Below are 25,927 nucleotides of genomic sequence, written 5' to 3' on the forward strand. Positions count from 1 at the left end.
AAAGAACTCCATTTTTTTGAAGATAAAACAATTTGTTTTCCTTTGCCGCACACCAACCCGCTTAACAAAATGGCGACAATACAGTCTTTGGCGATCTTCTGCGGCTCTAAATTCGGCAAACATGAAGTGTACTGCCAACACGCGAGGGAACTGGGCCGGCTGCTGGCGGAAAAGGGCGTGACCCTGATCTTCGGCGGCGGCAAGAACGGCCTCATGGGCTGCGCCGCCAACAGCAGCATGGAAAGTGGCGGCACGGTCCGGGGCGTGATCCCCGCCTTGCTGCAGGAGCGGGAGCACCAGCACGATGCCATCACCGAACTGCTGGTGGTGGAAGACATGCACCAGCGCAAACGGAAGCTGTACGAGTTCTGTGACGCCGCCATCATCCTGCCCGGCGGCTTCGGCACCCTGGACGAACTGTTCGAGATCCTTACATGGAACGGGCTGGCCATCCACGACAAGAAAGTGTTCCTGCTCAATAGCGGGGGGTTCTACCGCCACCTGCTGGAGCACCTGCAGTTCCTGGAAGACGAGGGCTTTTTGTATGGTCGCCTGCACGAGCAGCTGACCGTGTTGCAGGAGCCGGCAGACCTGCTGCCCTTTTTACAGGATTAAAGGCCGGCGTTGAAGGTAAAGTTGAAGATCGGCTTGTTGAAATAGGGCGAGTTGGGCCGCTGCAGCACGTCGTAAAATACCGATACGATCATGGCGCCCCTGCCCGAAGGCAGCACCAGCCCGCCCCCGGCCAGCAGGCTGGGAACGATCTTCGAAAATTTGTACTCCTGCCGCGGGTCGGTATAATAAAGAACGTCCTTTCCAAACACGTAGTTGGCTTCGGGCTGGACCTGGAACATGAACTGCCGGATGGGGTATACCCGGCCGAACACGTTGAGGCCGGCCACGCCCTGCGAGGTTTTGCTGACCGTACGGCCGTTTCCATCTTCTTCCTTCAGCCCGGCATACTGGAAGTTGACCCCGGCGCCGGCGGCAAAATGGTCCGTGAAATGATAGCCCACCTGCGGCGACACATTGATGAAGGTATAGCTGCCGAAACTCAGCCCGAAGTTGCCGCCGACAAACAGCCGGTTGCGCTGGAACCCTTTCCCGTCTTCTTCCCGGTCTTCCCGGTCCTGGGCAAAGGATGCCACGGAGGCCAGCAGCAGTGTAAAGGCGATCGCTAATTTTTTCATACAATAGAACAGAAGAATGTTTTTAATGAGGGAAAATGGCGGTGCCAAAGATAAGGGCGCGGCCACGCTCCTACCCTACAGGCTCTTAAAGGACGGGCAGATCGTTTCGCGGCGGTTGCCGTTGTAGTGATCGAATACGCCCTGCTTGATCAGCGAGAACTCGAAAGCGCCCCGGGTATTGTTGTAATTCCGCAGCGAGGACATCGTAGCGTCGTAGGTGAAGGTAAAGGTGTAGTCCTTGTACCCGAAGCCTACCTGAGGAATCACGGCGTCCTTATGGCGGTAATACAAGCCCGCGATCAGCTCGTACTGGCCGTCGCCCGACAGGTTGTAATGGGCATTGGCGCCGGCTACCAGCTCGGAGGCTTTGGCCTGCATGCTGAAATAAGCGTTCGGGTTCACGATCCACTGGTCGTTGAGCATGAAGCTGCCGTTGAGAAAGCCGATATAGCGCACCGGCACCCGGTTATCGGCCAGCGTGGAGCTGAAAAACGATTCCCGCGGCCGGTTGAAGTGGTGGGCTGAAAAGCCGGCATTGAGGTACACCTTATCGTTGGGGAAGTAGGCATAGTTCGCCCCCATCTGCAGGTCGAGGTAGCCGATGTTGTTGCGCTGCAGCACCACGCTGGTGGGCAGCTTGTTGTCAAAAAAGTGGCCGTCGAACTGGTCGGGGAACTTGAGGTTGGCCACGTTGATCTGTTTATTGGCATAGCCTACGTTAAAGCCCAGGCTCACCAGGCTGCCGAACGCCAGCATCTGGTGGTAAGCCACCGAGCCGTACACCTTCGTGGAGGTGAGGTTGCCGCTGCCCGCCACATCCCGCAGCACCAGGGCGCCGGTACCCAGCCAGCCGGTGCGGTCGCGGTCCTTCATCAGCTGCACGTCGCCGAAGGCGCTCATGGTCTTATACGGAACCGTCATGATCGAGGACCACTGGTCGCGGTAGTTGATCCCGAGGCGGTAGTCGCCGTCGGGAATAAAGCCCGTGTTGGCGGGGTTGGTGGACAAAGGAGAATTGAAGAACTGCGAAAAGTGCAGGTCCTGGGCCTTCAGGCCCGTGGCCGCCAGCAGACTGCCGGCAGCGATCAGGTAGTTGATTATTTTGTGCATAGCGATCGTCCTCCTCTCCTTTATCTGATTAAAGTTATGTCGCCTTTACGGGTAGTTTTCTTACCGTCGATAAATTCCACTTCCAACGTGTACGCATAAACGTCCATGGGCTGCAACGCTCCCTTAAAGGTACCATCCCAACCCGATTGTTTCGTATTGGTTTCAAATACTTTCTGGCCCAGGCGGTTCCAGATGGCAAAGTGCATCTTCGCAATCCCGAATCCCCGCACAAAAACCTTGCTGTTCACATCACCGCTCAGCGGGGTGAAGGCGGTAGGCACGTCCACGGCCGGATCCACCAGCGCTTCCACAGGATGACAGGTGGTGTCGGGACAACCCGCCGAATTGTAGGCGATCAGGCAGGCGTTGTACCGGCCGGTAGCTTCATACTCGTGCGAAACGGGCTGCAGGGTATTGACCCTCAGGCTGTCACCATCGCCGAACGACCATACGAACCGAACGGCATCGGAAGACGACTGGTTGGTAAACACAATTGCCGTATTCACCACCGGGGGCTGCGGGGCCGCGCTGAACTCGGCCGTCGGCCCGGTTGAAAGTACAATGGTATTCCGCGTAGAATCCACCAGGTTACAGGTGGTGGGATCCTCTACCCGCAGGCGGATGGTATAAGCGCCCGGGTTGCGGTAGGTATGGGTCGGGTATTCCTCGGTGGAGGTGGTGCCGTCGCCAAAATCCCAGAAGAACTTCTGGCCCGCCAGCGAGGTGTTGTTGAGGGTAAGGGTCAGGGGCACGCAGCCGGTAGGCGGCAGTTCGAACTGGGCCTTCACGTTCACCGCGATGCGCAGGCTTTTCTGCACTGTCTGGGGCGCGTTGCAATAAGACGTATCCACCAGGATCAGCTGCACGTTGTAGGTGCCGGCCGACAGGTAGGTATGCTCGATGCTCTGGTTGCCGGCCGGCTGCCGGGGCGAGCCGTCGCCGAAGTCCCATTCAAAGGAAGCAGCCGTAAACGGCCGGGTGGGGGGCGCTACCGACAGGTTGTCGAAACGGTAGCGGAAAACGCTTTCCGAGCACTGGCTGATCTTGGTGGAAGCAAAATCAACAGCGGCCCTCAGGTTGCCCGCCCGAATGTTCAGGTAAGCCGTGTCGCGGATGTTGCAGGTGGTGGAATCGATGGCAATGAGCCGCACCCGGTACACCCCTACGTTATTATAGGTATGGGAAATAGACGTGTTGGGATAATTGACGGTCTGGGCCGGCGAGCCGTCGCCGAAGTCCCATTCATACTGGAGGGCGTTGCGCACCGTATCACTGAACGTCACCGTCAGCGGAACACAGCCCGCCGTATCGCGGGGCACGCCCTCGATGGCCGATTGCGGGCCTGCCCGCACCCCGGAAAAGTCCATGGCGATTTTCACCATGCCCAGGTTACAGCCCGAGGAAGGGTTGGTTTCCTTCCAGGCGCCGGGAGTGGTGGGGAACTGGGAAGGGCCGAATTGCTTACAGTTGGCACAGATGGCCTGGTAGATAACGCCGTTGCGGTCGAACCGGCTGGTGCCCCCGTCCACGTGGTCGGTAGCCGCCCCGCTCTGGCCGAAGAAGCTGCCGTACAACTGGGCCGTCGCATCTTTTTTCAGTACAAAAAAGTAAAAGTCGTTGCCGTCGGTGGTGCCCTTGATGGCGTCGGGGGTTACCGGCAGGCCCGTGGTGCCGGCAGAGGGATAAACCGGGTTGGAAGAGACGCTGCCGCCCCAGCCCGAAACGTACACGTTCTCGCAACGGTCGACCAGGAAGGCTACCGGCGAAATATTGGGATTGTTGCCCCCGGAGCCGAAGGCGGTGGAATAGACATAAGCCGACAGGTCGGGGCGGAGCTTGGCGATGAACTGCTTGCCGCCGGGCTGGCTCCAGGTGGCATTCTGGATCGGCCAGTTGCCCGTGGTCTGCCCCATCACGTAGGGAAAGCCGTACTTGTCGAACTGTACGCCGTACACCTGGTCCATGCCGCCGGTTCCGATATAGGTGGTCTTCTGCATTGATCCGGCGTTGCTGAGGATCGACACAAAGCCGTCGATGCCGCCCTGGTTGGTGCCTGCCAGGGCGCCGGAAGTGGCCGGCAGGTTGTTGCTTTCGGTGCCGCCGCCGATATAAATATTATTATTGAAGGGATGAAGGGCCAGCACATAGCTGGCGTCGTTGCCGTTGCCCCCGATGTGCAGGCCATAGGTCAGCGACGACAGGTTCGGAGTCAGTTTCAACAGCAGCCCGTCCTGGGTGCCGCCGGCAAAGGAATTCAGGAAACCATGTTCGGCCTTCAGGTCTTTCGACTGGGTGCAGGAGGCGACGTAAACGTTCCCGGCGCCGTCGAGGATCACCTCGCTGCGCCCGTCGTCGCCGTAGTTGCGCTGCAGCGAGTTGGCGCCGCTGCGCGAGTTGTTGATGTTCACGCCGTCATTGCCCGAGCCGCCGATGCGCCGCGACCCGATCAGTGCCGTACCCGAGGCGTTCAGCTTGGTCACCACGATATCGTACCCGCCGCCGGGGCCGATAACCCCGGCGCCGTTGGTGGGATAATTAGTCGAGTTGGTGCGGCCCGCGATCACCAGGTTGCCCTGGCCGTCCACCACCAGGCTGTGGGGCTGCTCGGCCCCGGCGCCGCCGATATAGGTGGCATAGATCCGGCGCGAGCCGTCGGGCGATAATTTGATGATGCCGATGTCGATATTGGCATCGTTGCCGCCCCCGCCGCCGAAATTGGTCTGGAACGCCCCCGGCGATACCGGGAAGCCGGAACCGAAAACGATGCCGCCGCCGAAGAACGAGCCGTCGGGGCCGTAGGTGGCCGTGAAGCCCCAGTTATCCACCGTGCTGCCGCTGAACGAGCAGAAGATCAGCGTAGGATCGATGACTAAGGTGGAGGAGCGGATATAATTTTTTATATCGAAGCGAACGGTATTACCCGAAACCTTGTACTGGCAGCCCACCTGTTGGCGGCCCTGCGGCCCCTGCTGGTAGGAGTACGGGTAGAGTTCCTTCAGGAGGCCTACCGAGGTGGGGATCTGGAGCTGTCCTTTTTTCACGTGCAGGTTTTCCACCCCCTTGTAGCGCAGGGCGATGCGGGAGGGATCGGCCCCGGGCTTCACGATCAGGTCGTACTTGATCCGCCCCGATTGGGAATAATAGCGCAGGTCCACCCCGGGATAGAGTTCTTTAACGGTAATGCCCTGGAACAGCTGGCAGTCGGAGGCCCATTTGGAGGGGTCGTCGCCGATAAAATAGTTGTTGTGGCTGTAAACGGGTTTGTCGGCAACCATGACCGGGTTGGCGGCCGCGTCCACGAAGCTCACCTCGTAGGCGTGCGACTTTACGATCATCCGGCCGGGCAGTACCGGCTGGGAGGTGCCGCTGTGGCCCTGGGCGATGTCCCACACCCGCTGCCAGTCTTCGGGATCATGCTGGACAATGGTAAAGCCGGTCTGGTGGATGTAGACGGCGCCGGCGGGCACTTCGGCCGCGTAGCGAACGCGGCTGTCCCACTGGCCTTTATTTTCAATGAATTGTAAATTGCTGTAATCCTGAGCGTGCCCGACGGTAAACACCATGCAGGCAAGGAGGGTAAGTATGTGGCGGATGGTTTTCAAACTGTTTACAATTTAACGCTTGAAATAACAAAAGTGTTGTTAAAGAGAAGTGTTAAGATATCTTACTCCACACGGTCTTACCCTTCAGCGAGATCAGGTAATTTTTCAGGGGCAAATTTTCGGCCGTTTCCAGCCCGGGGTCAGCATCCACCAGTTGCTCCGCATAGGTGCGGGCCGCTTCCAGAATGGGTTTGTCTTTGACAATATCGGACAGGCGAAAGTTTAATACGCCGCTTTGTTTTGTTCCTTCGATATCACCGGGTCCGCGGAGTTGCAGGTCCTTTTCGGCTATTTCAAAACCGTTGCTGGTGGCCACCATCGTTTTGATGCGTTCCCGCCCGTCGTTACTCAGTTTGGGCGAGGTCAGCAGGATACAATAGCTTTTCTCCGCTCCCCGGCCGACGCGTCCCCGCAACTGGTGCAACTGGGAAAGTCCAAACTTTTCCGCATTTTCAATGACCATGACCGAAGCGTTCGGGACATTTACCCCCACCTCGATCACCGTGGTGGATACCATGATCTGCGTATCGCCGGTCACGAAGCGCTGCATGTTGTTTTCCTTGACCTCGGGGGCCTGGCGCCCGTGCACCATGCTGATCCAGTACTTCGGCTCGGGGAAGAAGGCCTTGACGTTTTCGTACCCCCGCATGAGGCTTTCGTAGTCCAGCTTGTCGCTTTCCTCGATCAGCGGGAAGATGATATAGGCCTGCCTCCCCTTTTCGATCTCCGATTTGATGAAGTCCATCACGGCGGTGCGCTGTACGTCGAAGCGGTGCACCGTGGTGATGGGTTGCCGGCCCGGAGGCAGCTCGTCCATGACGCTATAGTCCAGGTCGCCGTAAGCGGTCATGGCCAGCGTGCGGGGAATGGGCGTGGCGGTCATCACCAGCACGTGCGGGGGAACGGCCGCCTTTTTCCAGAGGCTGGCCCGCTGGGCCACGCCAAAGCGGTGCTGCTCGTCGATGACGGCCAGCCCCAGGTTTTTGAACTGCACCACCTCCTCGATCAGGGCATGGGTGCCCACCACCATGCCGAGGCTGCCGTCGGCCAGGCCGGCCAGGATGGGCTTGCGGTCCGCCGCCCGGGTAGAGCCGGTCAGCAGCCGTACGTCCACGGGCAGGTCCCGGAGCAGGCTGCTGAGCGACTGGAAGTGCTGCTGGGCCAGGATCTCGGTCGGCGCCATCAGGCAGCACTGGTAGCCGTTGTCGATGGCCAGCAGCATCGACAGCAGGGCCACGATGGTCTTGCCGCTGCCCACGTCGCCCTGCAGCAGGCGGTTCATCTGGTGGCCGGTGGCGGTGTCGGCCCGGATTTCCCGGACCACCCTTTTTTGCGCCCCGGTCAGTTCAAAGGGCAGGGCCTGGTGGTAGAAGGTCAGGAACAAGTCGCCCACCCGGTTAAAGACCACCCCTTTGGAAGAGCGGTGGCGCTGGGCCTTGACAAAGGCCAGGCGCAGCTGGGCAATGAACAGCTCCTCGAATTTCAGGCGGCGCACCGCCTGGTTGTATTGTTCGGCATCCTGCGGGAAATGCACCATCCGGTAGGCGGCATAACGCGATACGATGCGCAGCTTTTGCAGGATGTTGGCGGGCAGGTTTTCGGGCAGCTCCGCGGGGGTAAGCACTTCCAGGAGCGCCTGCACCAGCCGCATGAGCTGCTTGCTGCCCAGGGCACGGGCTTTTAATTTTTCGGTGGTGGAATAAACCGGCTCCAGGAAGTTGGCGGTAGGCGCGGCTTCGCGGGAAACGGTCTCTATTTCGGGGTGCACCATCTGGGCCTTGCCCATGAAAAAGGACAGGCGGCCGAACACCAGGTATTGCTCGCCCGTGCGAAGCGTCTTTTCCACCCAGTTGAGGCCCTTGAACCAGGTCAGCTCGATGATGCCCGTGTCGTCGCGGAGGGTGGCCACCAGTCGTTTGGTGCTCTTCTCCCCCGTGGTTTCGTGCGCCAGCAGCACGCCTTTCACCTGCGCAAACTCCGTGGCAGGCGACAGCTCCCCGATCTTCGCAATCCGGGTCTTGTCGATATGCCTGTAGGGAAAGTGGTGCAGCAGGTCGTTGAACGTAAAGATGCCCAGTTCCTTTTTGAGCAGGTCGGCCCGCTGGGGCCCCACCCCTTTCAGGTATTCAATGGGATAGGTCAGTATATTTTGCAACCCTTCGTATTCTTTGGGAGCAAAATTAACGGAACGGCCTTCGCTTCCGCACGGGTGAAAAACTTTTTCCCGGCCTGTGATTCAACGAACAGGCGCCAGCAGGGAAAGCGGAAGGACCAGGGAATTGTAGGAAGTAAGGTGGAGGAAATAGCCGATGGTGCCGGCCACCTGTTTCTGGTACACCTGCAGGGGCCGGCGCATTTCGCCATGGGCCGGGACGCCGTTGCCCAGCAGCGCCATCCAGGTCTGGGAAGAGCCTTTCACCAACAGCCCGTGCTCGTGCCAGTTGTGGGCCTCCCCTCCCCTGCCGTGGTCGGTGGTGATGATAAAGGTGGTGCGGCCCCGGTAAAAAGAAGAAGATTCCACCAGCTGCCACAGCCAGTGAATGATGTTGTCGGCCAGGCGGATCTGGCGCAGGTAATCGCCATAGCGGTTGAGGTGGCCGTACAGGTCGGTGCCGCCCAGGCCCAAGTGCACTACCCGGGGGCGGTGGGCCAGGATATAGGCCCGGGCAGCCTTGTAGGTCAGAAAGTCATTGCGAACGGAAGGATCGGGCGAGGCGCTGCGCTGCAGCGAATCGCCCAAATGCAGCAGGGAGGCCAGCGGCCGGGGCCCGGGCGCTACGTCGATATAGAGGCCGCTCCTTTTTTTGTTCAGGATATAGGGAAAGAGGTTCCAGGAAGTGAAGGCGGCCACTTTGCCGGCCAGGGCGGCATTGTCGTTGAGGTATTCCAGGACCGTCACGTTTTGATTGAGGAGGCGGTCGTTGGACCAGATGGCCGGGTCGGGGCGGCCGGTAAACAGCTCGTTGTACCCGGGATAGGAAAGGGCATACAGGTTGGCCACATCTACCCGGTTGCCGTAGCGGCGGTTGCCCAGCAGCAGGCCGTGGGCGGCAATCCGGCTCCAGAAGAAAGGCATCAGCTTTTGCCGGCGCCTTTCGGGCCGGGCATCCCAGAAAAGGGGCCGGAGGGCGGCGGCTTCGCCGGGGTTGCGCCGCAGCAGCAGGGAATCGGCGCCGGTAAATACTTCCTGCCACCGCAGGCCGTCAAGGGTAATGATAAAAACGTTGTTGTCATTGGGGGTTTCGTCCGTCCGGACGGCAACGGCATCGGCGACCGTTTTGGCAAAAAGGAGGAGCCAAATGAAAAACAGGAACCTTTTCATAACAGTGCCGGCGGGTAGGGGTCAGGAAGGAGGTGTCGGTTGCGGACGGAAGGGGGGCTCCAGCAGCAGGCCGGCGACGGGCGCCGGCCTGCTGGCTTTCAGTAAATGTCTTCGTTTTCCAATTCTGTCGTTCTGCCGGCAGCATCTCCCAGCTTTCCTTCTTCCCTGCCGATGGCACCCAGGCCGGCGGCATTGGCATTTTTTATTTCGGTGATCCGGCCTTCCGGTGCCGGTGCGCGCCCGGAGCCCTGGCTGGGGTTCGTACGGGAGGAACGGTCTTCGGTCTGAGGACCTCTGCGGCTGCTATCTGGAGTTTCTCTTTTCATAAGTTCTTTTTTTAAAGTACTGGAAATCTTATGCCACTTTTAGCCCGAAAGCCGGTGATTCGGAAAGTCCCGAAGACCTGAACTGCGGCAGAAAACGACCTACGCCAGGGGGAGCCTGTTCCGGGCAGCAAAAACGCAACCATTTCCGGGGTAATACTTCCGGACTTTCCGACTTTCCGACTTTTGGACTTCCGCAAGGGGGCTTACTGCAAAGTTTTGGCCCTGATTTTGCCGAAAAGATGTAGTTTCAAGAATTAGTAACCTAAATTTTAAGCAACATGGCAGACATTCAGCTTACCGCCTATAATGTAAAGACCAAAGAAAAGAACGTCCCCATCCAGGAACCTGTCATTACTAAAACCGCCAAAGGTGCCTACATGGTGCAGGGACACGACGGCAAGGGAAACAAGCTTACAACCCTCTGCAACGAGCAGAAAGCCCTGGCCGCTATCGAGGCAGGTATTGCCAAACAGGGCTGGTAACGAATTTCCAGATATAATTGAAAAAGGGGCTGCCTCAGGATCTGAAGCAGCCCCTTTTTCTTTAGGAGCCGGGAGCCGGAGGCACCCTATTTATGCTGCTTATGGAGCTTGAAGGTTTGCACCTGGCCGCCTGCCTGCACCTTCAGCACATACAGGCCCGGGGCAAAGCGGTTGTCCGAAAGGTCGATGGACACTTTCTGTCCAAAGCCGGTTCCTTTGACCGTGAAGTGGTGTACCGGGCGGCCCAGCACATCGTTGACGGTCCCGCTAAGGGTCTCGCCTTCCTTCGCCTGGCAGGTAAAGTAAAACAGGCCCGAGGAAGGATTGGGAAACACCTGGCTTCCCAGGGGGGCGGAAAACACCACCGAGCGCACCGGTGAATACTGAACGGAGCCGTCGTTGTTTACGATCTTCAACCGGTAGTAACGGGCGCCGGTCTTATCCTTTTCGAAATCGGTAAAGCTGAACTGCTGCAGGACGTCGGCGCCGCCTTCGCTGTCAACCGTACCTATGTGAAGGAAGTGCTGGCCCCGCACATCGGCGATGGTTTTGGCCACTTCCACCTCGAAATGATTCACCTTCTCCTTTCTGGCCACCGACCAGGCTACTTCCAGCTCGTCGGCGGATTTGTTCGCCACGCTCAGGGCCATTAAACGGGCCTCCTGTTCGTTGGCAGGGTTGCCGCCGGTCAGCCAGAATTCCGAGGAGGACTTCATGTTGAATTCGGCATAATAACCCTGGTCGTAAGGCACCAGCTTCAGATCCTGAGCCGGGATGAAGGACCACTGGCCACTCTGGTTGTCGCTGATCGAGCCGTTCTCCAGGGCATCGGTCGCGTCATTGTAACCGGATACGCCCAGTTCGTAGGCGCTGGCCGGCAGCGGGCACGAGTCGCAGCCGTAGGCATTGCGCAGGTTTTCCACTTCCTGGTCGGTGAAATAGAAACGCACGGTTACGGAATCGGACAGCTGGGTGTTGGCCGGCTTGATGGTAATGTTCCGGTCGTGGAAATACTGCTGGCCGTTGTTCCGCACCTCGCCCTCGTTCAGGTATACCTGTACGTTGGTGCTTCCGAGGTTCTGGTTATGCGGATTGATGGAAGCGATCACCTGGCCGTCGCGTTCGAAATGAAGGAATTGATCACCACCGGAAACCGTCCGGTTCACAGGCGACTGGGAGGTAGTGGCCGTAGCGTAAATGCCGCGGAGATTATCATAAATATGGATATCGTCAATAGCCAGGCCTTCAAATTCGGTGGCGTAATCGGACTGCAGCACAAAACGGAACTGCACCTGCCCGATGCCGCTGGGCAGCTCAACGGAAGCCGCATGCCAGCGGGGTTTGCTGTCGGACCAGCCAAAATACTGGGTGTACCAGTTGAGGCTGGTACCATACCAGTCGGACAGGAGCTGCCATTGCTGGCCACCGTCGGTGGTAAACTCTACCCGGGCCACGTCGCACTCGACGTACCCGCAGTCCTGCAGCTCGCGGGCGATGCTCAGGCTGAGCGTGGGATGGGCCATGCCCGACAGGTTAAAGCAAGGCGAATACAGGTACGATTGCTCGCCGGCATTGTAGGTGCCGGAAAGCGAGGTTTTCCAGGCCTTGGCACCGCTGGCCGCCCGGTTGATCTGGCTGGAAACCGGGGTACCGTACGCCCACGAGCTGGAAACGCCGGTAGTGTAGTAGCCGCCGTTGCCCTTCTCGAAGTTTTCCAGGTAGGGGAAGCTGGTGATGGTGCTGGCCGCAAAGAATGAAGTCTCCAGCGTATCGTTCGGGTGGTAGTTGTCGGTGGGTTCGCTCACCACCACCTGCAAACGGTACTCGCCGGACTGGTCCAGGGCGATGGCCTTGGCAAAGGCAAAGGAAACGGAAGCCTTGGCGGGCACCGAGGGGATGTGTTCGGTAATCCAGGGACCGCCGTTCACCGAGTATTTCACCGGCACGTTGGTCACCGGGGTCCGGCTGCTGTTGGCCACGGTTACCTGGGGGGTTGCGGCATCACCCTCCTTGCAGAAGAAAGGAGCGGGCGCATCGATGCTGACCAGTTGCAGGTCGCTGCGCACCTCTTCGAAGTGGATGTCATCGAAGCTGAAGCCGGCCAGATCGCTGGGACTGTTGGTCGGGTTCAGACCGTTCTGGGTCCATTTGATCTGGAAGGAGGAAGAAAAGTCCTGCCCGTACTTTAGCAGCGAGTCGGACAGTTCGAAATTATCGGACAGCTGGTAAAAACCCGAAGCCGGGCGCAGGGCGCCCAGGTCGTAGATAGCGATCCAGGGCTGGGTTTCGCTACCGCGGATCCATACCATGTTGCTGTCCACGGCATTCTGTCCGTGGGCCATGTAGCGGAAGGAGGCCCGCACCTGCTGGGAGGCAGCCCGGTAGTTAGACAGGTTAAAGGTGCCGATCAGCGCATTGGTATTATCACCGGTAGTGGCCTTTTTCACGTCCAGGGTCAGGTCCCTGTTGCCGGAATAAGCCATGCCCGAGTTCACGAAGGTGCGCAGGCGGCCTAAGGTTGTCTTCCGGGAAAAATCGTACCGGTCCAAACCTGCCAGGCCAGTGGCAGCACCTTCATAGGTGTTCTCTTCGCCTTTTTCCAGGTCGTCGGTAAAGGGCAGGGCAATCGGTTCGTTGGGCAGGTGGCGGATCACGGTACGCAGGGTATCGTTGCCGGAAAACGTATCGGCCTTGCTGGTTTTTACCACCGCTACCAGGTTGTACGTGCCCACGGCCGACAGGTTGGCCCTGGTGGCAAAGGTATAGGGGTAAACCGCCTGGGCGGCCAGGGTAGCGTTCACCGTTTCGGTTACCCAGGTTGCCCCGTTGTCAATGGAATACTTCAGGGTCAGGGTGGAGGCAATGGAAACGTTGTCCAGGTTGCGCACTTCCACTTTGATGGGGGTGGCGGCGGTGAGCTCCGAAGCAGTGAACTTCCGGCCCGAAGCGGGGGCCAGCAGGGCATTCAGGCGGAAATCATTATCCGAGATCGCCCCCGGGCAGTTGCCGAAGTTGGGTTGCCGGGAAACGGCAGCGGACCTGCGGCCCGGCTGCCCATTGATTTCGGCGCGCACGCTCAGGTAATAGGTGCTGTCCCGGTTAAAACCCTTTAAAATATAGTTAGGCGTCGCCGTCTTGGCTACCGAAACCATTTCCGTTCCGCTGAACAGGAATACTTCATAATTGGTAGCCCCGGTTATGGCCCCCCAGGAAAGATTGATATAACCGTCACACTGCATGGTCGCCTGCACCAATACGTTGGGGATACCAATGATCGCAAACGGCTTGCTGGTGCTAACCAGTTCCGTACCGTTTTTCAACACCCGCATCATAGCAACACCCGGGGTGGCAGGAGCGGTCCATACAAAAGTGCGGGCAGTGGCGGGAACGCTGGTACTGATGTCGGTCCAGGAAGTGCCGCCGTTCAGGGAATATTGCAGGGTAAAGGACTGGGCATCATTGCCATAATATTCCCAGTTCATGCGCATCGACTCACCCGGAACAATGCCTTCACCACCCAGGGGGTAGGTCAGCTGCAGGGTGTTGGGAACAAAATCGTAAACGATCACATACTCCTGGGAGGGGTTTTGGGTAATTGCCGTTCCCAGTACATTAATGGAATAGGCGCCGGCCTGGGGATTGGTAATGACCACCTGCTCGATATTGTTCAAACGGTCGCGGCCGGTGGTGGCGGGCGCCGTTACGCCGGCAGGCGACGGATCCAGCACAAAAGGCAGGAAGGTTTGCGCACCCGGGTTCTTTACTTCCAGGTCCAGGTCGTTTACCAGGGCTGCACTGCTCAGGGAGGAAGCAGCCGGGTCGTGCCAGTACAACATGATCTTCAGCTGGGCGGTGTTGGCCGGCACCTGGATGCTGTGGTTATGGGCAGCGCCCAGGGCGATCTTTCCGGTTATATACTGCTTTTTTTCCAGCATATTCAGGCTCCGCACCAGGTTCAGGGAACCGAAACCGTAGCTGTAATCGGGGCCGGGATTGCCTTTGTCACTGGCACCGTTGCAGATGAGGGCTTTCATCAGAGCGCTTTTGGGGTCGGCGTTGCCGTTCAACTGCCGGTAGCGCTGGTACAGCAGGGCCAGGCCGCCCGTTACTGCCGGGGCCGCCATACTGGTGCCGTTGCTGGCTACATAGTTGTTCGACGGACCGGTAGAAACGACGCCATATCCCAGGGCGGTCACTTCCGGCTTGATACGACCGTCCTGAACCGGTCCTTTGCTGGAGCCGGCCGCCAGGTTGCCATCGGCCATAACATTCCCTACGCACAGAACGTTTTTGGCCGCCTGGTAGGAAGCCATGATGGTATTAAAACCCATAGGGAAGGGCGCACAGGTAGTGGCGCCGTTGTTGCCGGCGGCAAACACGTGCTGCAGGCTGGGCAGCTCTGCAGCCTGCTCGTCCAACACAGCAGAGTAGAAATCGTAGGTCCCGAAGTTCCAGCAGCTCGACGAAGGACCGTAGGAGTTGTTGGTTACCACCATACCGTAGTCCTTGACGTAGGTGGAGGCATTCAGGAAAATAGCGTTAAAGAGCTGGCTGACGATGGTGCTTTTGGGCGCATAGCCTTTGTGCAGTTCGTTCATGGTGCCGGCTCCGCCTACCGTGCCCGTAGTATGAATGCCGTGGGTGGTAACGGTGCCGCCACTGCGGTTGATCAGCCTGTTTTTAAAGTCTAAATGCCCTTGTACGTCCGCGTTATCGCCGACACCTACGGCCACGCCTTCGCCGGTCAGGCCGTTGCCGCCGTTCAGCGCGGAAGCCTGCAGCACGTTGGCGCCCGAAAGCAGGCGGCTGACGTTATTTAAAGGCTGGTCCGGTGCCGGCACCGGCTGTACGAATTCCACGAAGGGCTGGTCGGCCAATTCGTCCAGGCGGCTGGAAGCGAGGCGTACCTCCGCAATCTGGTAGGAAAAAAGTTTGTCGGACCGCAGCTCCACGTTCAGCCCCTTTAAGGCCGAACGAATGGCGGAAGCGGAATAAGATTTGGGGAAGCGAACCAGGACGTCTACGGTCCCGGCAACCTTTACCGCTCCCATGGGATAGCTGCCGGTAGCCAGGGAGGCGTCCAGCTTTTGCTTCGGGGCGGGCTGCAGCATGGCGGTGGCTTTCAGCTTTTTCAGCTGGCCAAACGTCAGCGGCTTGCGGATGCTGACGGAATAAGCGTACTGGGGAACGTAGTCCAACAGGTCGATTCCCTGGTCGGCCAGTTCTTTTTTTTCTGCTTCGGTAAGGAAATGGTCAAATTGGAGGATGGCGAAGGCTTTGTTGTTCCGGAACGCCTTTTTATTGAAGCTGTCGACTACAGCCTGGGAGAATGGGGCGGGCTGGGAGATCTTCCCGCTCTTTAAAAATAAGCTCCGCTCACTTTTCTGGGCATTTGCCGAAGAATAAAAAAAGAGCACGAGCATAGTAAGCACACGAAGTGCCCCATAGCAGGTTTTAGGTTTCATAGAAATTGAATTATAGATTCAAATTAGATAACAGATTCGCGGTTGGTAACAATGGATATTGGAAAATCGACGCTAAGCTAATATAAAGTTGCCTTCCGCTGGCTGATCCTATGCCTAGGAAACTGTAAAAGGATGATAATTAAGGAGTTTTCCCTATTTATACTTTTTGCTTTACCCCGACCGCACTTAGGTGCATGCGCTTTAAAAAAGTAAAAAGTTCCTGCATGGTTTTCACTGGTTGCGCTACCACCATGAACATTTTACCCGCCTGCTTCAGGCGTGCCATATTCGTGCCGGTCTGCAGGTATTGCAGGATCGCATTGAAGGTAGCCGATTCAAAATAGGGTGAATCGGGGCGGTTAATAAAGTAACAGCGAAGGGTATCGTCTTTCAGCGCCATCTTTTCGAATCCCAGGTCGATGGCCAGCCGCCGGCAGCGAACCGTTACGAACAGGTCCTGCACTTCCGGGGGCAGGGAACCGAAACGGTCCTTCAGTTCCTCTTCCATCTGCAGCAGCTCCTCCTCGGTTTCGCAATTGTCCAGGCGGGAATAGAGCGACAGGCGCTCCGTGATGTTTTCCACGTAGCTGTCGGGGATGAGGATCTCCAGGTCGGTATCGATGGTACAGTCCTGCACAAAATCGTCCTGTTTGGAGATCTCTTCCTGGAACACGTCTTTGAAATCGGTCCGTTTCAGCTCGCGGATGGCTTCGTTGAGCACCTTCTGGTACATTTCAAAGCCTATTTCGGCCATAAAGCCGCTTTGCTCGCCTCCCAGCAGGTTGCCGGCGCCCCGGATGTCGAGGTCGCGCATGGCGATCTGGAAGCCGCTGCCCAGGTCGCTGTGCTGCTCCAGGGTCTGCAGGCGCTTGCGCGAGTCGTTGGGCAGGGTGCTCATCGGCGGCGCCAGCAGGTAGCAAAACGCCTTTTTGTTGCTGCGTCCTACCCGGCCACGCAGCTGGTGCAGGTCGCTCAGCCCAAACTGGTGGGCATTGTTGATAATGATGGTGTTGACGTTGGGGATGTCCACACCGCTTTCCACGATATTGGTACACACCAGCACGTCGTAGCGCTTGTCGATAAAGTCCAGGATGCGTTCCTCCAGCTCGTGGCCTTCCATCTGCCCGTGGGCGAAGCCGATGCTCAGGTCGGGGCAGAGGGCGCGGATGATGGCGGCCATCTCGCCCAGGCCGTGCACCCGGTTGTGGATGAAGAACACCTGCCCGCCCCTTTCCGTTTCAAAATAAATGGCGTCGCGGACAAAGTCTTCCTGGTAGATGCGCACCTCGGTCTGGATAGGCTGCCGGTTGGGCGGGGGCGTATTGATGATGGAGAGGTCGCGGGCGCCCATGAGGCTGAACTGCAGCGTCCGCGGAATGGGGGTAGCGGTCAGCGTCAGGCAGTCCACGCTGGTGCGCAGGGTCTTGATCTTTTCCTTGTGGGCCACGCCGAACTTCTGTTCTTCGTCCACCACCAGCAGGCCAAGGTTTTTGAATTTCACCTCTTTGCCCAGCAGGGCGTGGGTGCCCACGATGATATCCACTTTGCCCTCCTGCAGGCGCTGGAGGGTTTCTTTTTTCTCTTTGGCCGTCTTGAAGCGGTTGACGAAGTCCACCGTCACGGGAAAATCTTTCAGGCGCTCCTTGAAGGTTTTGTAGTGCTGGAAGGCCAGGATGGTGGTGGGCACCATGATGGCGGCCTGCTTGCCGTCGAGGCAGGTTTTGAAGGCGGCGCGGATGGCGATCTCGGTTTTGCCGAAGCCCACGTCGCCGCATACCAGGCGGTCCATCGGGGAAGGCGACTCCATGTCCTTTTTCACATCCACGGTGGCCTTGCTCTGGTCGGGGGTGTCCTCGTAAATAAAGGAAGCCTCCAGTTCGGTTTGCATGTAGTTGTCGGGGGCGTGCTGGAAGCCGGTCTGGGCCTTGCGCTGGGCGTACAGCTTGATCAGGTCGAAGGCGATCTCCTTCACCTTGGTCTTGGTCTTTTCCTTCAGCTTGGCCCAGGCGTCGCTGCCCAGCTTGTTCACCTTGGGCACCGAGCCTTCCTTGCCGGTGTACTTGGCGATCTTGTGCAGCGAGTTGATGTTGACGTAGAGGATGTCGCTGTCCTTATAAATAATGCGGACGGCTTCCTGCAGGCGGCCGTTCACTTCCAGCTTCTGCAGGCCGCTGTACACCCCTACCCCATGGTCGATATGGGTAACGTAGTCGCCCGGCTGCAGCTCGCGCAGCGACCGCAGGGTCAGGGCCTTGCTCTTGTTGTAGGCCTGTTTTACCTTGTATTTGTGGTACCGCTGGAAGATCTGGTGGTCGGTATAGCACAACACCTTAATGTCCTCGTCGATAAACCCTTCGTGGATGGAGGTGGCGATGGGGTTGAAGGTGATCTCTTCGTTGAGGTCGGAAAAGATGCTGTACAGGCGTTCGAGCTGCTTGGGGTTTTCGGCAAAGAGGTTCAGCTCGAATTTTTGGGCTTCCCAGCCCTTCAGGTCTTTGATCAGCAGGTCGAACTTGCGGTTGAAGGCCGGCTGCTCCTGGGTGTTGAACACCAGCTCGAAACTGCCGTCGGGCAGCTCGCCGCTGAAATGGCCGAAATGCACCCGGTGCTTTTCCCCCACTTCGGAGGCAAAGTCCTCCGCACTGATGAAATCAGCGGGGCCGACGTTTTTCTTTTCCATCCGGTCCTCCTCGTCTTCCGCCGCCTTGTGCTTTTTGACCGGGGGGCGGGAGGCGTCGTCCTTTAAAAACCATTCGAGGTCGTCGGCACCGGCGCGCAGCCGTTCCCGCACCAGCTCCTCGTCCTGCAGCCACACCACCGTGTTTTCGGGCAGGAACTGCAGCAGCGATACCTTTTCCTCGTCCTCGAACTGGGTGTCCACGTTGGGAATGATGCTGACCTGCAGCAGGCGCCGTTCGCTCAGCTGCGTTTCGGGATCGATGATGCGGATGGAGTCCACGTCGTTGCCGAACAGCTCGATGCGGTAGGGCTTTTCATTGCCGAAGGAGTAGATGTCCAAAATGCCGCCGCGAACGGCAAACTGCCCCGGCTCGTACACGAAGTCGGTGCGCTCGAAGCCGTATTGCACCAGCTTTTCAAACAGCTCGTCCGTATCGAGCACATCGCCGGTCTTGATCTGGATGATGGTAGCCGAAATGGCTTTGGGCACCGCCACTTTTTCAAACAGCGCTTCGGGATAAGTCACCAGCACCCCTACCCTGTTGCCCTGCCCGGAAGAAAAGCGGGTAAGGGCTTCGGTGCGCAGCATCACGTGCGAGGAATTGAGCAGGCGATAGTTCTTCCGCACCTTGAAGGAGGAAGGGAAATAAAAGATGTTCAGGGCCTGGGTCAGGTTTTCCAGCGTATTGTGGAAATAGGCCGCATCCTCGGCATCGTTGCACACGATCAGGTGGTTCAACTGGCTGCACGCAGGATGCAGGAACACCGCCGCCGTCACCAGCTGCGAGCTGCTGCCCCTGAGGTTGCGCGCGAAGATATTTTCGGGTTGGGACAAAGTGAGCCTGTCCGCCAGGGAAAAAAGGCGGGGCGATTGTTGATATTTTTCCAGCAGGTTCTGTACACTCATGGACGTTGCAAAACTAAGCTAAGAGAGAAAGAGAGAAATAGAAAAAATTAGATTACCTAAATTGTACCACATAACCCATTAACAAGAGATGAAGAGAAAGCTAATCCGATGGTTGCCGGCTGCCCTGCTGGTGGCCGGCCTGGCCACTGTATTCGTGGTCCGGAACGAAAAGAAAGCCGAAAGGAAATTTGAGGAATTTTTCGGACGGGAAGAAGGTGAGGAAGAAAGCGAAAACGAGGAGATGGAAAAGCGGGCGCTTTATGCCGAGGCCCGGGCCCGTTACGATTTTGACATGCTGAAAGACCCGGTGACCGGCAAGGTGCCCCGGGGCATTTTTGACCAGGAGCGGACGCTGGCCCTGGGCCTGCCCGAAAAAGGTCAGCTCTTCAGCCCTGCCGGCCGCACCGCCCAGACCACCGTGATGAACAGCTACAATCCCGCCGGCCCCAACAACATCGGCGGCCGCACCCGCGGGCTCACCTACGACCTGCGCTTCAACGGCGGCAGCAACCGGGTGATCATCGCCGGCTGCGTCAGCGGCGGCATGATGCGCTCCGACGACGGCGGCCAGCACTGGACCAGGGTATCGCCGGAAAACGACATCCACAATTTTACTGCCCTGGCGCAGGATCCCCGCCCCGGCTCCCAGGACACCTGGTATGCCGGCGGCGGCGAGGCCTATGGCAACTCCACCTCCGAGCTGGGCGCCATCTACAAAAGCAACGGCCTGTGGAAATCCACCGACAACGGCGTTACCTGGACGAAGCTGCCGCATACCAATGTTACCGACATCGACGGCACGAAGCTGTCCGGCAACGTGCTGGAAAGCTTCGACCATCCCTTCGACTATATCCATAAAATAAAGGTGAACCCCGCCAACGGCGACCTCTACGTGGCCGCCCACCAGCGGCTCTTCCGCTCCTCGGACGGCGGGCAGTCGTTCCGCGCCGTTTTCGGCAGCACCGTTTCGTCCACCGCGGTGGTGGGACAAATGGACCTGGCCATCCAGAACTCGGGCAAGGTGCTGCTGGCGGTGAACGGCGGCAACCCTATAAACACCATCCGCGGCGTGTGGGTATCCGAAACCGGCAATACCGGCTCCTTCCAGCGCATTGCCGGCGGACAGACGCTGGGCGTGGACTCCATCCCCGGCTGGCGGGGCAACGCCAGCAACAATGCCTCCCGGCGGATCCTGATCGCCCTCTCCCCTTCCGACCAGAACATCGGTTACGTGCTGTATGAAAACGGACTCAGCAGCTCCGCGCCCTTCCTGCAGCCCGAGGCCGACTTCTACCGGCTCAACATTTCGGGCAACTCCTACACCTGGATCAACCGCTCGGCCAACATGCCCAACTTCCCGGGCAACCTGGCCGGCTCGGACCCCCTGGCGCTGCAGGCAGGCTACAACATGCTGCTGGAGGTAAAGCCCAACGACCCCCATACCGTCTTTGTCGGCGGCACCAACCTGTACCGCTCCTCCGACGGCTTTGCCAGCACCGGCAACACCGCCTGGATCAACGGCTACACCACCGACATGACCTATAACTATTACCCCAACGGGCACCCCGACATCCACTCCCTGACCTTTAACCCCGCCGACAACAATACCGCCATCTGCGGCGACGACGGCGGCATCCGGCTCACCAGCAATATTTCCGCCTCCAGCGTGTCGTGGAGCCCGCTGCCCAACTACCAGACCCTTCAATATTATTACGTGGCCATCGACCCCGACGCCGCCCGCTACAACTTTGCCGGCGGTTCGCAGGACAACGGCGTGCTGCTGCGGGACAAAGCCCAGGTGATCGGCACCGCGGTGCAGGACAGCAACAACCACGTGCGCCTCTACGGCGGCGACGGCTGCGCCGTGGGCTATTCGCGGCTCGACCCCGGCACCGGCGACCAGTTCGTCTACGGCGGCTCGCAATACGGCAACATCCGCCGCATCCGCATCTCGCCCTCCCGCAACAACGTCGACATCCGGCCCACCAACCTCACCACGGCCCGGGTGGGCGCCGTGGACGAATACGGCGAGTTCGTCACCAACTTCCGCCTCGACCCCGACAATACCGAGCTGCTGTACTATGTCAACTTCAACCGCCTGTTCCGCACCACCTCCGCCGCTACCGTCACCAACAGCAACTGGACGGAGCTGACCGGCGTGCGGCAAGCGGTCAACCCCAACAACCCCACAAGCGGCCGGGACGTGGCCATCCGGGCCCTGGCCTTTACCCGGGGCACCTATACCGCGGAGCACGCCCTGTTCATCGGCACCACCAACGGCAAGATCTTCCGGCTGGACAACCCCCGCAACGCGGCCGCCTCCACGGTTCCCGTCAACATCACCCCCTCCGGCATGCCGGCCGGGGTCAACGTCCAGGATATCGCCGTCAACCCCGAGAACGACAACGAGCTGGTGGCCGTGGTTTCCAACTACACCATCAACAGCGCCAATGCCGTCAGCATCTGGCATACCACCAATGCCAAGTCGGCCAGCCCCACCTGGCGCAACCGGGAGGGCAACCTGCAGCTGCCGTCTATCCGCAGCTGCGCCATCGTGGTAAAGAAAGATACTTCCGGCGCTTCCTTCCCCGAGTATTACGTGGGTACGTCCGTGGGCCTGTACAGCACCACCAACATCACCGCCGACCAGCCGGTCTGGCTGCGCGAGGGCGGCAACCTGCTGAACTACGCGGTCATCCAGTCGCTGGCTTACCGCCCCGACGATAACGTGCTGCTGGTGGGCACGCACGGCAACGGTCTGTTCTATGCCAATATGGGCAAGTTCACCACGCCTTCGACCGAGGGCGAACTCATTACCCGCTTCGGCCCCACGGTTACCCGCACCAGCGTGCAGTATTTAACGGGCAACCTGCCGGTACAGAAGCTGCACGTACGGCTGTTCAACATGCAGGGACAACTGCTGCTGAAGGAGGAACGCGGCTATACGGGCGGCGTCATCAACATGCGGCCCTACGCCTACGGTGTGTACATCGTCTCCATCATCAGCGACGACGGCAAGTATAAGTTTACCCAGAAAGTAGTGAAGCAATAAGATGGCAGGGGCCGCGGACCCTACCGCGGCCCCTGGTTTTTTAAGGAGCTGCGCCAGCAGCGGCGCCCGCCTTTTCGAGCAGCAGGGCGCAGAAGAGCGTGGCGGCCTTTTTATGATAGCTGCTGTTCAGCCATACCACCCAGGCCTTCCGGTACATTTCCGCCCCCTCGATGGGGATAGCCTTAATGCCGTGCTGCCCGTTGGTGGTGGCCAGGGTGAGGATGGTATGGAACTGGCCGGTCCGCACCAGGTCAAAAAGGGTCGGGATGTCGTTGATCTCGACCTGCACGCGGGGCCGGATGCCTTCCCGGGCAAAGGCTTCGTCCAGGAAGCGCCGCGTATTGTAGCCGGTCACCGGCAGGGCCAGCGGCAGGTCGCGCACCGCCGCCAGCGGAAGGCTGCTGCGGTCGGTGACCCTCACTGCGGCAGAAACGACCAGGGCCATCCGCGATTCAAAAAGCAACTGCCCGGTGAAATCTCCTTTCAATTCCTCTTCCTGGAACGTCAGCAGGAAATCCAGCTCGGCCGTTTCTAGCTTTTCCAATAATTCCTCCGATGTGCCGAAAAGCACTTTTACGATAATGCCCGGGTAGGTGGTGGAAAAAGACACCAGCGTAGCGGTCATCAGGTCGTGCAGGGCGTAGGTGACCCCGATCACCAGCTCGCCGGTCTTCACCTCCGCCAGGTCACGCAGGATTTGCAGGCCATCGGAAGCGCTCCGGACCGTTTGACGGGCATAAACGGCAAACTGCCGGCCGGCCTCGGTCAGCAGGACGCGCTTGCCCACCCGGTCAAACAGGGGCGTGCCCAGCTCTTCCTCCAACTGGCGGACCTGCTGCGACAGGGTACTTTGGCTGATATTGACCGCCCGGGCTGCCGCCGTGAAATTCAGCAGCTCGCCCGCCTTGAGGAAATAACGCAATTGCCGCAGCTCCATACATTGATCGGTTTTATCGATGGGAATTATAGAAAAATGCCGTTTTGCAAATTTAGGCTTTCGGGCAACCTTTGCAGCAGGTAAATATTACAAGCAACCCGCAAGTCTTTAATCCACGAAATGAATGTATTCCGCTCGTTAAAATACCGCAACTTCAAACTCTTCTTTTTTGGCCAGTCCGTTTCCCTACTCGGCACCTGGATGCAGAAAACCGCCGTAAGCTGGCTGGTGTACCGCCTGACGGGCTCGGCCCTGTTGCTGGGAATCGTCAGCTTTGTCAGCCTCATCCCCTCCCTCCTGCTGTCGCCCTATGCCGGCAGCTATATCGACCGCCACGACCGCTTCCGGGTACTGGTGAAAACCCAGGTGATCTCCATGCTGCAGGCGGGTGCCCTGGCCACCCTGCTTTATTTCCGGGTGTACCACATGGGCGCCATAGTTTTCCTGAGCCTGGTGCAAGGGGTGATCAATGCCTTTGACGTCACCTGCCGCCAGTCGCTGATGATCGAGATGGTGGACCAGAAGGAAGACCTGCCCAATGCCATTGCCCTGAACTCCACCATGACCAATTTTGCCCGCCTGGCGGGGCCCGCCCTGGCCGGCTTCGTGCTGAGCACCCTGGGCGAGGACGTTTGTTTCCTGAGCAATTTTTTCAGCTATATCCCCGTGCTGGCCTGCCTGTCGCTGATGCAGCTGAATACCGGCGTGAAAGCCGCTGCCGGCAAGGATATCTGGACCGAACTGAAGGAAGGCTTCCGCTACGTGTCCTCGGACCGGAATATCAGCGGCCTGATCCTGCTGCTGGGCGTCAACAGCCTGCTGGTGATCCCCTTCGCCACCCTGCTGCCCATTTTTGCCAAAGACCTGTTCCAAGGCACCGCCCAGACCTTCAGCTATTTTGAAAGCGCCATTGGCCTGGGATCGGTGTTCGGGGCCGTGTACCTTGCCCAGTTGAAGCGGCACGACCGGCTGATCCGGACCACGATGCTGGCCAGTGCCCTGTTCGCCACCGGGGTGGCCGGGCTGTCGGCCGTCAGCTCGTTACCGCTGGCCCTGGCCGCCCTGATCCTGGGCGGCAGCGGCATGATGGCGTTTACCTCTTCGATCAATACCTATATACAGGTGCATTCCGAACCCCATATGCGGGGCCGGGCCATCAGTTATTTTGTGATGGCTTACCAGGGGATCATTCCCGTGGGCAGCTTGCTGATCGGTTGGCTGGCCCATTACCTCGGGCCCCGTGAAGCGGTGGCCCTGGAAGGGATCACCGGGCTGGCCCTGACCGCCTGCTACTTCTTCTACCACCGGCAGGCGGAAGCAGGAAGCGCCCTGAAAAAGCTGGCAGAAAATCCCTGAGGCCAATCCCCGTTGATCCACATAACTTTTTTTCATTCTGTTCGTTTTGGAAATATGAAAGCATGGCAACTGTTGCTCCTTTTATGTTTCTGGATACACGGCTCCTGTTTTTCGCAGGACAGCGCCGTAAAACTGTACGCCTACCGGCAGGGCGTTTCGTCGGGCGTACGGCCGGCTATCCCGGAAGAGGGTTCGGCCCAGGAAGCCCCTGCTTCCGGAAAGGAAGCGGCGAATTATTTTATTTACCTGGCACACCCGGCGGGGGTAAAGGTGTACCCGGTGGCCCTATGGATCGAGGGAGAACCTTTCGGCATCAAATGGGAAAGTGTGGCGCAAAAGCCGGTGGAACTTGCCACCGGGGACGAAGGCGAAAAAAAGGTCCTCCTGGTGCCGGCTACCGCGGAAGCCGTGTTACAGCTCCACCCTGTAGACTATATACCAGGCAAGGAAGCCCGGCCCGCAGCGGCCCTGTTGCAGGCAAACCAGCTGGTGGTGGTGTACCGCCAGGGCGGGAAAATGCATACCCGGGCGGTGAAAACGTTCCAGTCGCTTTCCCGGGCCTCGCTGCCCTAGCGGGCCCCAAAAAAGAAAAGACCAGCAAGAATGCTGGTCCTTTTAGCCTAAACCGTCCGACAAAAAAATATGTTTGAGTAGTTTCTTACTGTTTTCGAGTTACTAATACCCAAGTATTGTGCCAATAGATCAGCCTGATAGAAATTTTTTCAGGAACCGCCTCCCTGCGATTTTGTATTTTACCAAAAATAATTGAATGGCAGCTCTACCGTGGTTCAAAGGCGTCGTGCGCCGCATTGAAGAGGCAACCTATAATACCCGCCGCTTCTGGATCCAGGTCCCGGAGGTTTCCACATTTTCTTTTCAAGCCGGGCAATTTGTTACCCTCGATCTCCCCATTCACGAAAAGGCCAACAAGCGGTGGCGCAGTTATTCCATTGCCTCCTGGCCCGACGGCACCAACGTCATCGAACTGCTGATCGTGCTGGCAGAGGGCGGCGCCGGCACCACCTACCTGTTCAACGAGGTGCGGGAAGGCTCCGAGCTGATCTTGCGGGGGCCCCAGGGCGTGTTCACCCTGCCCGAAGTGATCGACCGCGACCTGTTCTTTATCTGCACCGGCACGGGCATCGCTCCGTTCCGCTCCATGCTGCATACCCTCAAACGGCACCCCGTACCGCACCGCAACCTGTACCTGGTTTTCGGCACCCGCGAACAACGCGACCTGCTGTACCCCGACGAGCTGCACGGCCTGGCACAGGAACTGGAGCTGTTTTCCTATATCCCCACCTTGTCCCGTGAAAAATGGAACGGCCGCCAGGGCTACGTACATGCCGTTTACGAGGAATTGTGCGCCCAACGGCAACCGGCCTATTTTTACCTCTGCGGCTGGAAGGCCATGATCGACGAGGCCAAAGCCCGCATCACCGCTATGGGCTACGATAAAAAATCCATCCACCAGGAATTATACGGTTAATTAAAAAGGT

General features: G+C 58.7%; 15 protein-coding genes. 6 read left to right on the forward strand and 9 right to left on the reverse strand.

Translation table 11 applies throughout. The features are described from left to right. The first annotated feature begins 69 nt into the window (after positions 1-69). On the forward strand, positions 70-615 hold the full coding sequence (locus tag V9K67_RS15025) for an LOG family protein (RefSeq protein ID WP_336723796.1): 546 nt from the start codon (positions 70-72) through the stop codon (positions 613-615). Here the strand turns inward: V9K67_RS15025 and V9K67_RS15030 are convergent. The 6 genes from V9K67_RS15030 to V9K67_RS15055 all read right to left on the reverse strand — a co-directional run bounded on the left by V9K67_RS15030 (position 612) and on the right by V9K67_RS15055 (position 9,550). Next, positions 612-1,190, reverse strand: a complete 579-nt coding sequence (locus V9K67_RS15030; protein ID WP_336723798.1) for a hypothetical protein — start codon at positions 1,188-1,190, stop codon at positions 612-614. The two genes, V9K67_RS15025 and V9K67_RS15030, sit on opposite strands and share 4 nt — an antisense overlap. A gap of 75 nt (positions 1,191-1,265) precedes the next feature. Continuing rightward, positions 1,266-2,300: a PorP/SprF family type IX secretion system membrane protein gene (locus V9K67_RS15035; protein ID WP_336723799.1), complete on the reverse strand. Its 1,035-nt coding sequence runs from the start codon at positions 2,298-2,300 to the stop codon at positions 1,266-1,268. Between the two features lie 20 nt (positions 2,301-2,320). Continuing rightward, positions 2,321-5,902 (reverse strand): DUF7948 domain-containing protein, encoded by a 3,582-nt coding sequence (locus tag V9K67_RS15040; RefSeq protein WP_336723800.1) that lies wholly within the window; start codon positions 5,900-5,902, stop codon positions 2,321-2,323. Positions 5,903-5,954: 52 nt separating this feature from the next. Next, complete coding sequence (gene recG / locus V9K67_RS15045) at positions 5,955-8,057, reverse strand: ATP-dependent DNA helicase RecG (RefSeq protein ID WP_336723801.1); 2,103 nt, start codon at positions 8,055-8,057, stop codon at positions 5,955-5,957. A gap of 81 nt (positions 8,058-8,138) precedes the next feature. After that, positions 8,139-9,224: a hypothetical protein gene (locus V9K67_RS15050; RefSeq protein ID WP_336723802.1), complete on the reverse strand. Its 1,086-nt coding sequence runs from the start codon at positions 9,222-9,224 to the stop codon at positions 8,139-8,141. A gap of 98 nt (positions 9,225-9,322) precedes the next feature. Continuing rightward, positions 9,323-9,550: a hypothetical protein gene (locus V9K67_RS15055; protein ID WP_336723803.1), complete on the reverse strand. Its 228-nt coding sequence runs from the start codon at positions 9,548-9,550 to the stop codon at positions 9,323-9,325. 278 nt (positions 9,551-9,828) lie between these two features. Here V9K67_RS15055 and V9K67_RS15060 point away from each other — a divergent pair, with 278 nt between their 5' ends. Next, complete coding sequence (locus V9K67_RS15060) at positions 9,829-10,032, forward strand: hypothetical protein (protein WP_336723805.1); 204 nt, start codon at positions 9,829-9,831, stop codon at positions 10,030-10,032. 86 nt (positions 10,033-10,118) lie between these two features. Here V9K67_RS15060 and V9K67_RS15065 read toward each other — a convergent pair whose 3' ends face one another. Further along, on the reverse strand, positions 10,119-15,497 hold the full coding sequence (locus V9K67_RS15065; RefSeq protein WP_336723806.1) for a S8 family serine peptidase: 5,379 nt from the start codon (positions 15,495-15,497) through the stop codon (positions 10,119-10,121). Positions 15,498-15,654: 157 nt separating this feature from the next. After that, positions 15,655-19,083, reverse strand: coding sequence for a transcription-repair coupling factor (mfd, locus tag V9K67_RS15070; RefSeq protein ID WP_336723807.1), 3,429 nt, complete (start codon positions 19,081-19,083; stop codon positions 15,655-15,657). Between the two features lie 88 nt (positions 19,084-19,171). On the opposite strand from mfd, the gene V9K67_RS15075 reads away from it, so the two are divergent. Further along, positions 19,172-22,135: a T9SS type A sorting domain-containing protein gene (locus V9K67_RS15075; RefSeq protein WP_336723809.1), complete on the forward strand. Its 2,964-nt coding sequence runs from the start codon at positions 19,172-19,174 to the stop codon at positions 22,133-22,135. A 40-nt stretch (positions 22,136-22,175) separates the two neighbouring features. Here V9K67_RS15075 and V9K67_RS15080 read toward each other — a convergent pair whose 3' ends face one another. Continuing rightward, positions 22,176-23,072 (reverse strand): LysR substrate-binding domain-containing protein, encoded by an 897-nt coding sequence (locus V9K67_RS15080; protein WP_336723811.1) that lies wholly within the window; start codon positions 23,070-23,072, stop codon positions 22,176-22,178. Positions 23,073-23,192: 120 nt separating this feature from the next. On the opposite strand from V9K67_RS15080, the gene V9K67_RS15085 reads away from it, so the two are divergent. The 3 genes from V9K67_RS15085 (at position 23,193) to V9K67_RS15095 (ending at position 25,917) form a co-directional block, all read left to right on the forward strand. Next, entirely contained in the window at positions 23,193-24,428 is a 1,236-nt protein-coding gene (locus tag V9K67_RS15085) for an MFS transporter (protein WP_336723813.1), read from the forward strand. A 54-nt stretch (positions 24,429-24,482) separates the two neighbouring features. Further along, a complete protein-coding gene (locus V9K67_RS15090; protein WP_336723814.1) occupies positions 24,483-25,001 on the forward strand; it encodes a hypothetical protein in 519 nt (172 codons plus the stop codon). Between the two features lie 196 nt (positions 25,002-25,197). Next, positions 25,198-25,917 carry a ferredoxin--NADP reductase gene (locus V9K67_RS15095; RefSeq protein WP_336723815.1) on the forward strand — a complete coding sequence of 240 codons (720 nt, stop codon included), beginning with the start codon at positions 25,198-25,200 and terminating at the stop codon, positions 25,915-25,917. The last annotated feature ends 10 nt before the right edge of the window (positions 25,918-25,927 follow it).

The sequence above is a fragment of the Huijunlia imazamoxiresistens genome (assembly GCF_037132455.1).
GTDB lineage: Bacteria > Bacteroidota > Bacteroidia > Chitinophagales > Chitinophagaceae > Flavisolibacter > Flavisolibacter imazamoxiresistens.

What these genes read in the sequence shown, in the direction of transcription:
- V9K67_RS15025 (WP_336723796.1), top strand. Translation starts at nt 70, where the DNA reads ATGGCGACAATACAGTCTTTGGCGATCTTCTGCGGCTCTAAATTCGGC.
- V9K67_RS15030 (WP_336723798.1), bottom strand. Translation starts at nt 1,190, where the DNA reads ATGAAAAAATTAGCGATCGCCTTTACACTGCTGCTGGCCTCCGTGGCA.
- V9K67_RS15035 (WP_336723799.1), bottom strand. Translation starts at nt 2,300, where the DNA reads ATGCACAAAATAATCAACTACCTGATCGCTGCCGGCAGTCTGCTGGCG.
- V9K67_RS15050 (WP_336723802.1), bottom strand. Translation starts at nt 9,224, where the DNA reads ATGAAAAGGTTCCTGTTTTTCATTTGGCTCCTCCTTTTTGCCAAAACG.
- V9K67_RS15055 (WP_336723803.1), bottom strand. Translation starts at nt 9,550, where the DNA reads ATGAAAAGAGAAACTCCAGATAGCAGCCGCAGAGGTCCTCAGACCGAA.
- V9K67_RS15060 (WP_336723805.1), top strand. Translation starts at nt 9,829, where the DNA reads ATGGCAGACATTCAGCTTACCGCCTATAATGTAAAGACCAAAGAAAAG.
- V9K67_RS15065 (WP_336723806.1), bottom strand. Translation starts at nt 15,497, where the DNA reads ATGAAACCTAAAACCTGCTATGGGGCACTTCGTGTGCTTACTATGCTC.
- mfd (WP_336723807.1), bottom strand. Translation starts at nt 19,083, where the DNA reads ATGAGTGTACAGAACCTGCTGGAAAAATATCAACAATCGCCCCGCCTT.
- V9K67_RS15075 (WP_336723809.1), top strand. Translation starts at nt 19,172, where the DNA reads ATGAAGAGAAAGCTAATCCGATGGTTGCCGGCTGCCCTGCTGGTGGCC.
- V9K67_RS15080 (WP_336723811.1), bottom strand. Translation starts at nt 23,072, where the DNA reads ATGGAGCTGCGGCAATTGCGTTATTTCCTCAAGGCGGGCGAGCTGCTG.
- V9K67_RS15085 (WP_336723813.1), top strand. Translation starts at nt 23,193, where the DNA reads ATGAATGTATTCCGCTCGTTAAAATACCGCAACTTCAAACTCTTCTTT.
- V9K67_RS15090 (WP_336723814.1), top strand. Translation starts at nt 24,483, where the DNA reads ATGAAAGCATGGCAACTGTTGCTCCTTTTATGTTTCTGGATACACGGC.
- V9K67_RS15095 (WP_336723815.1), top strand. Translation starts at nt 25,198, where the DNA reads ATGGCAGCTCTACCGTGGTTCAAAGGCGTCGTGCGCCGCATTGAAGAG.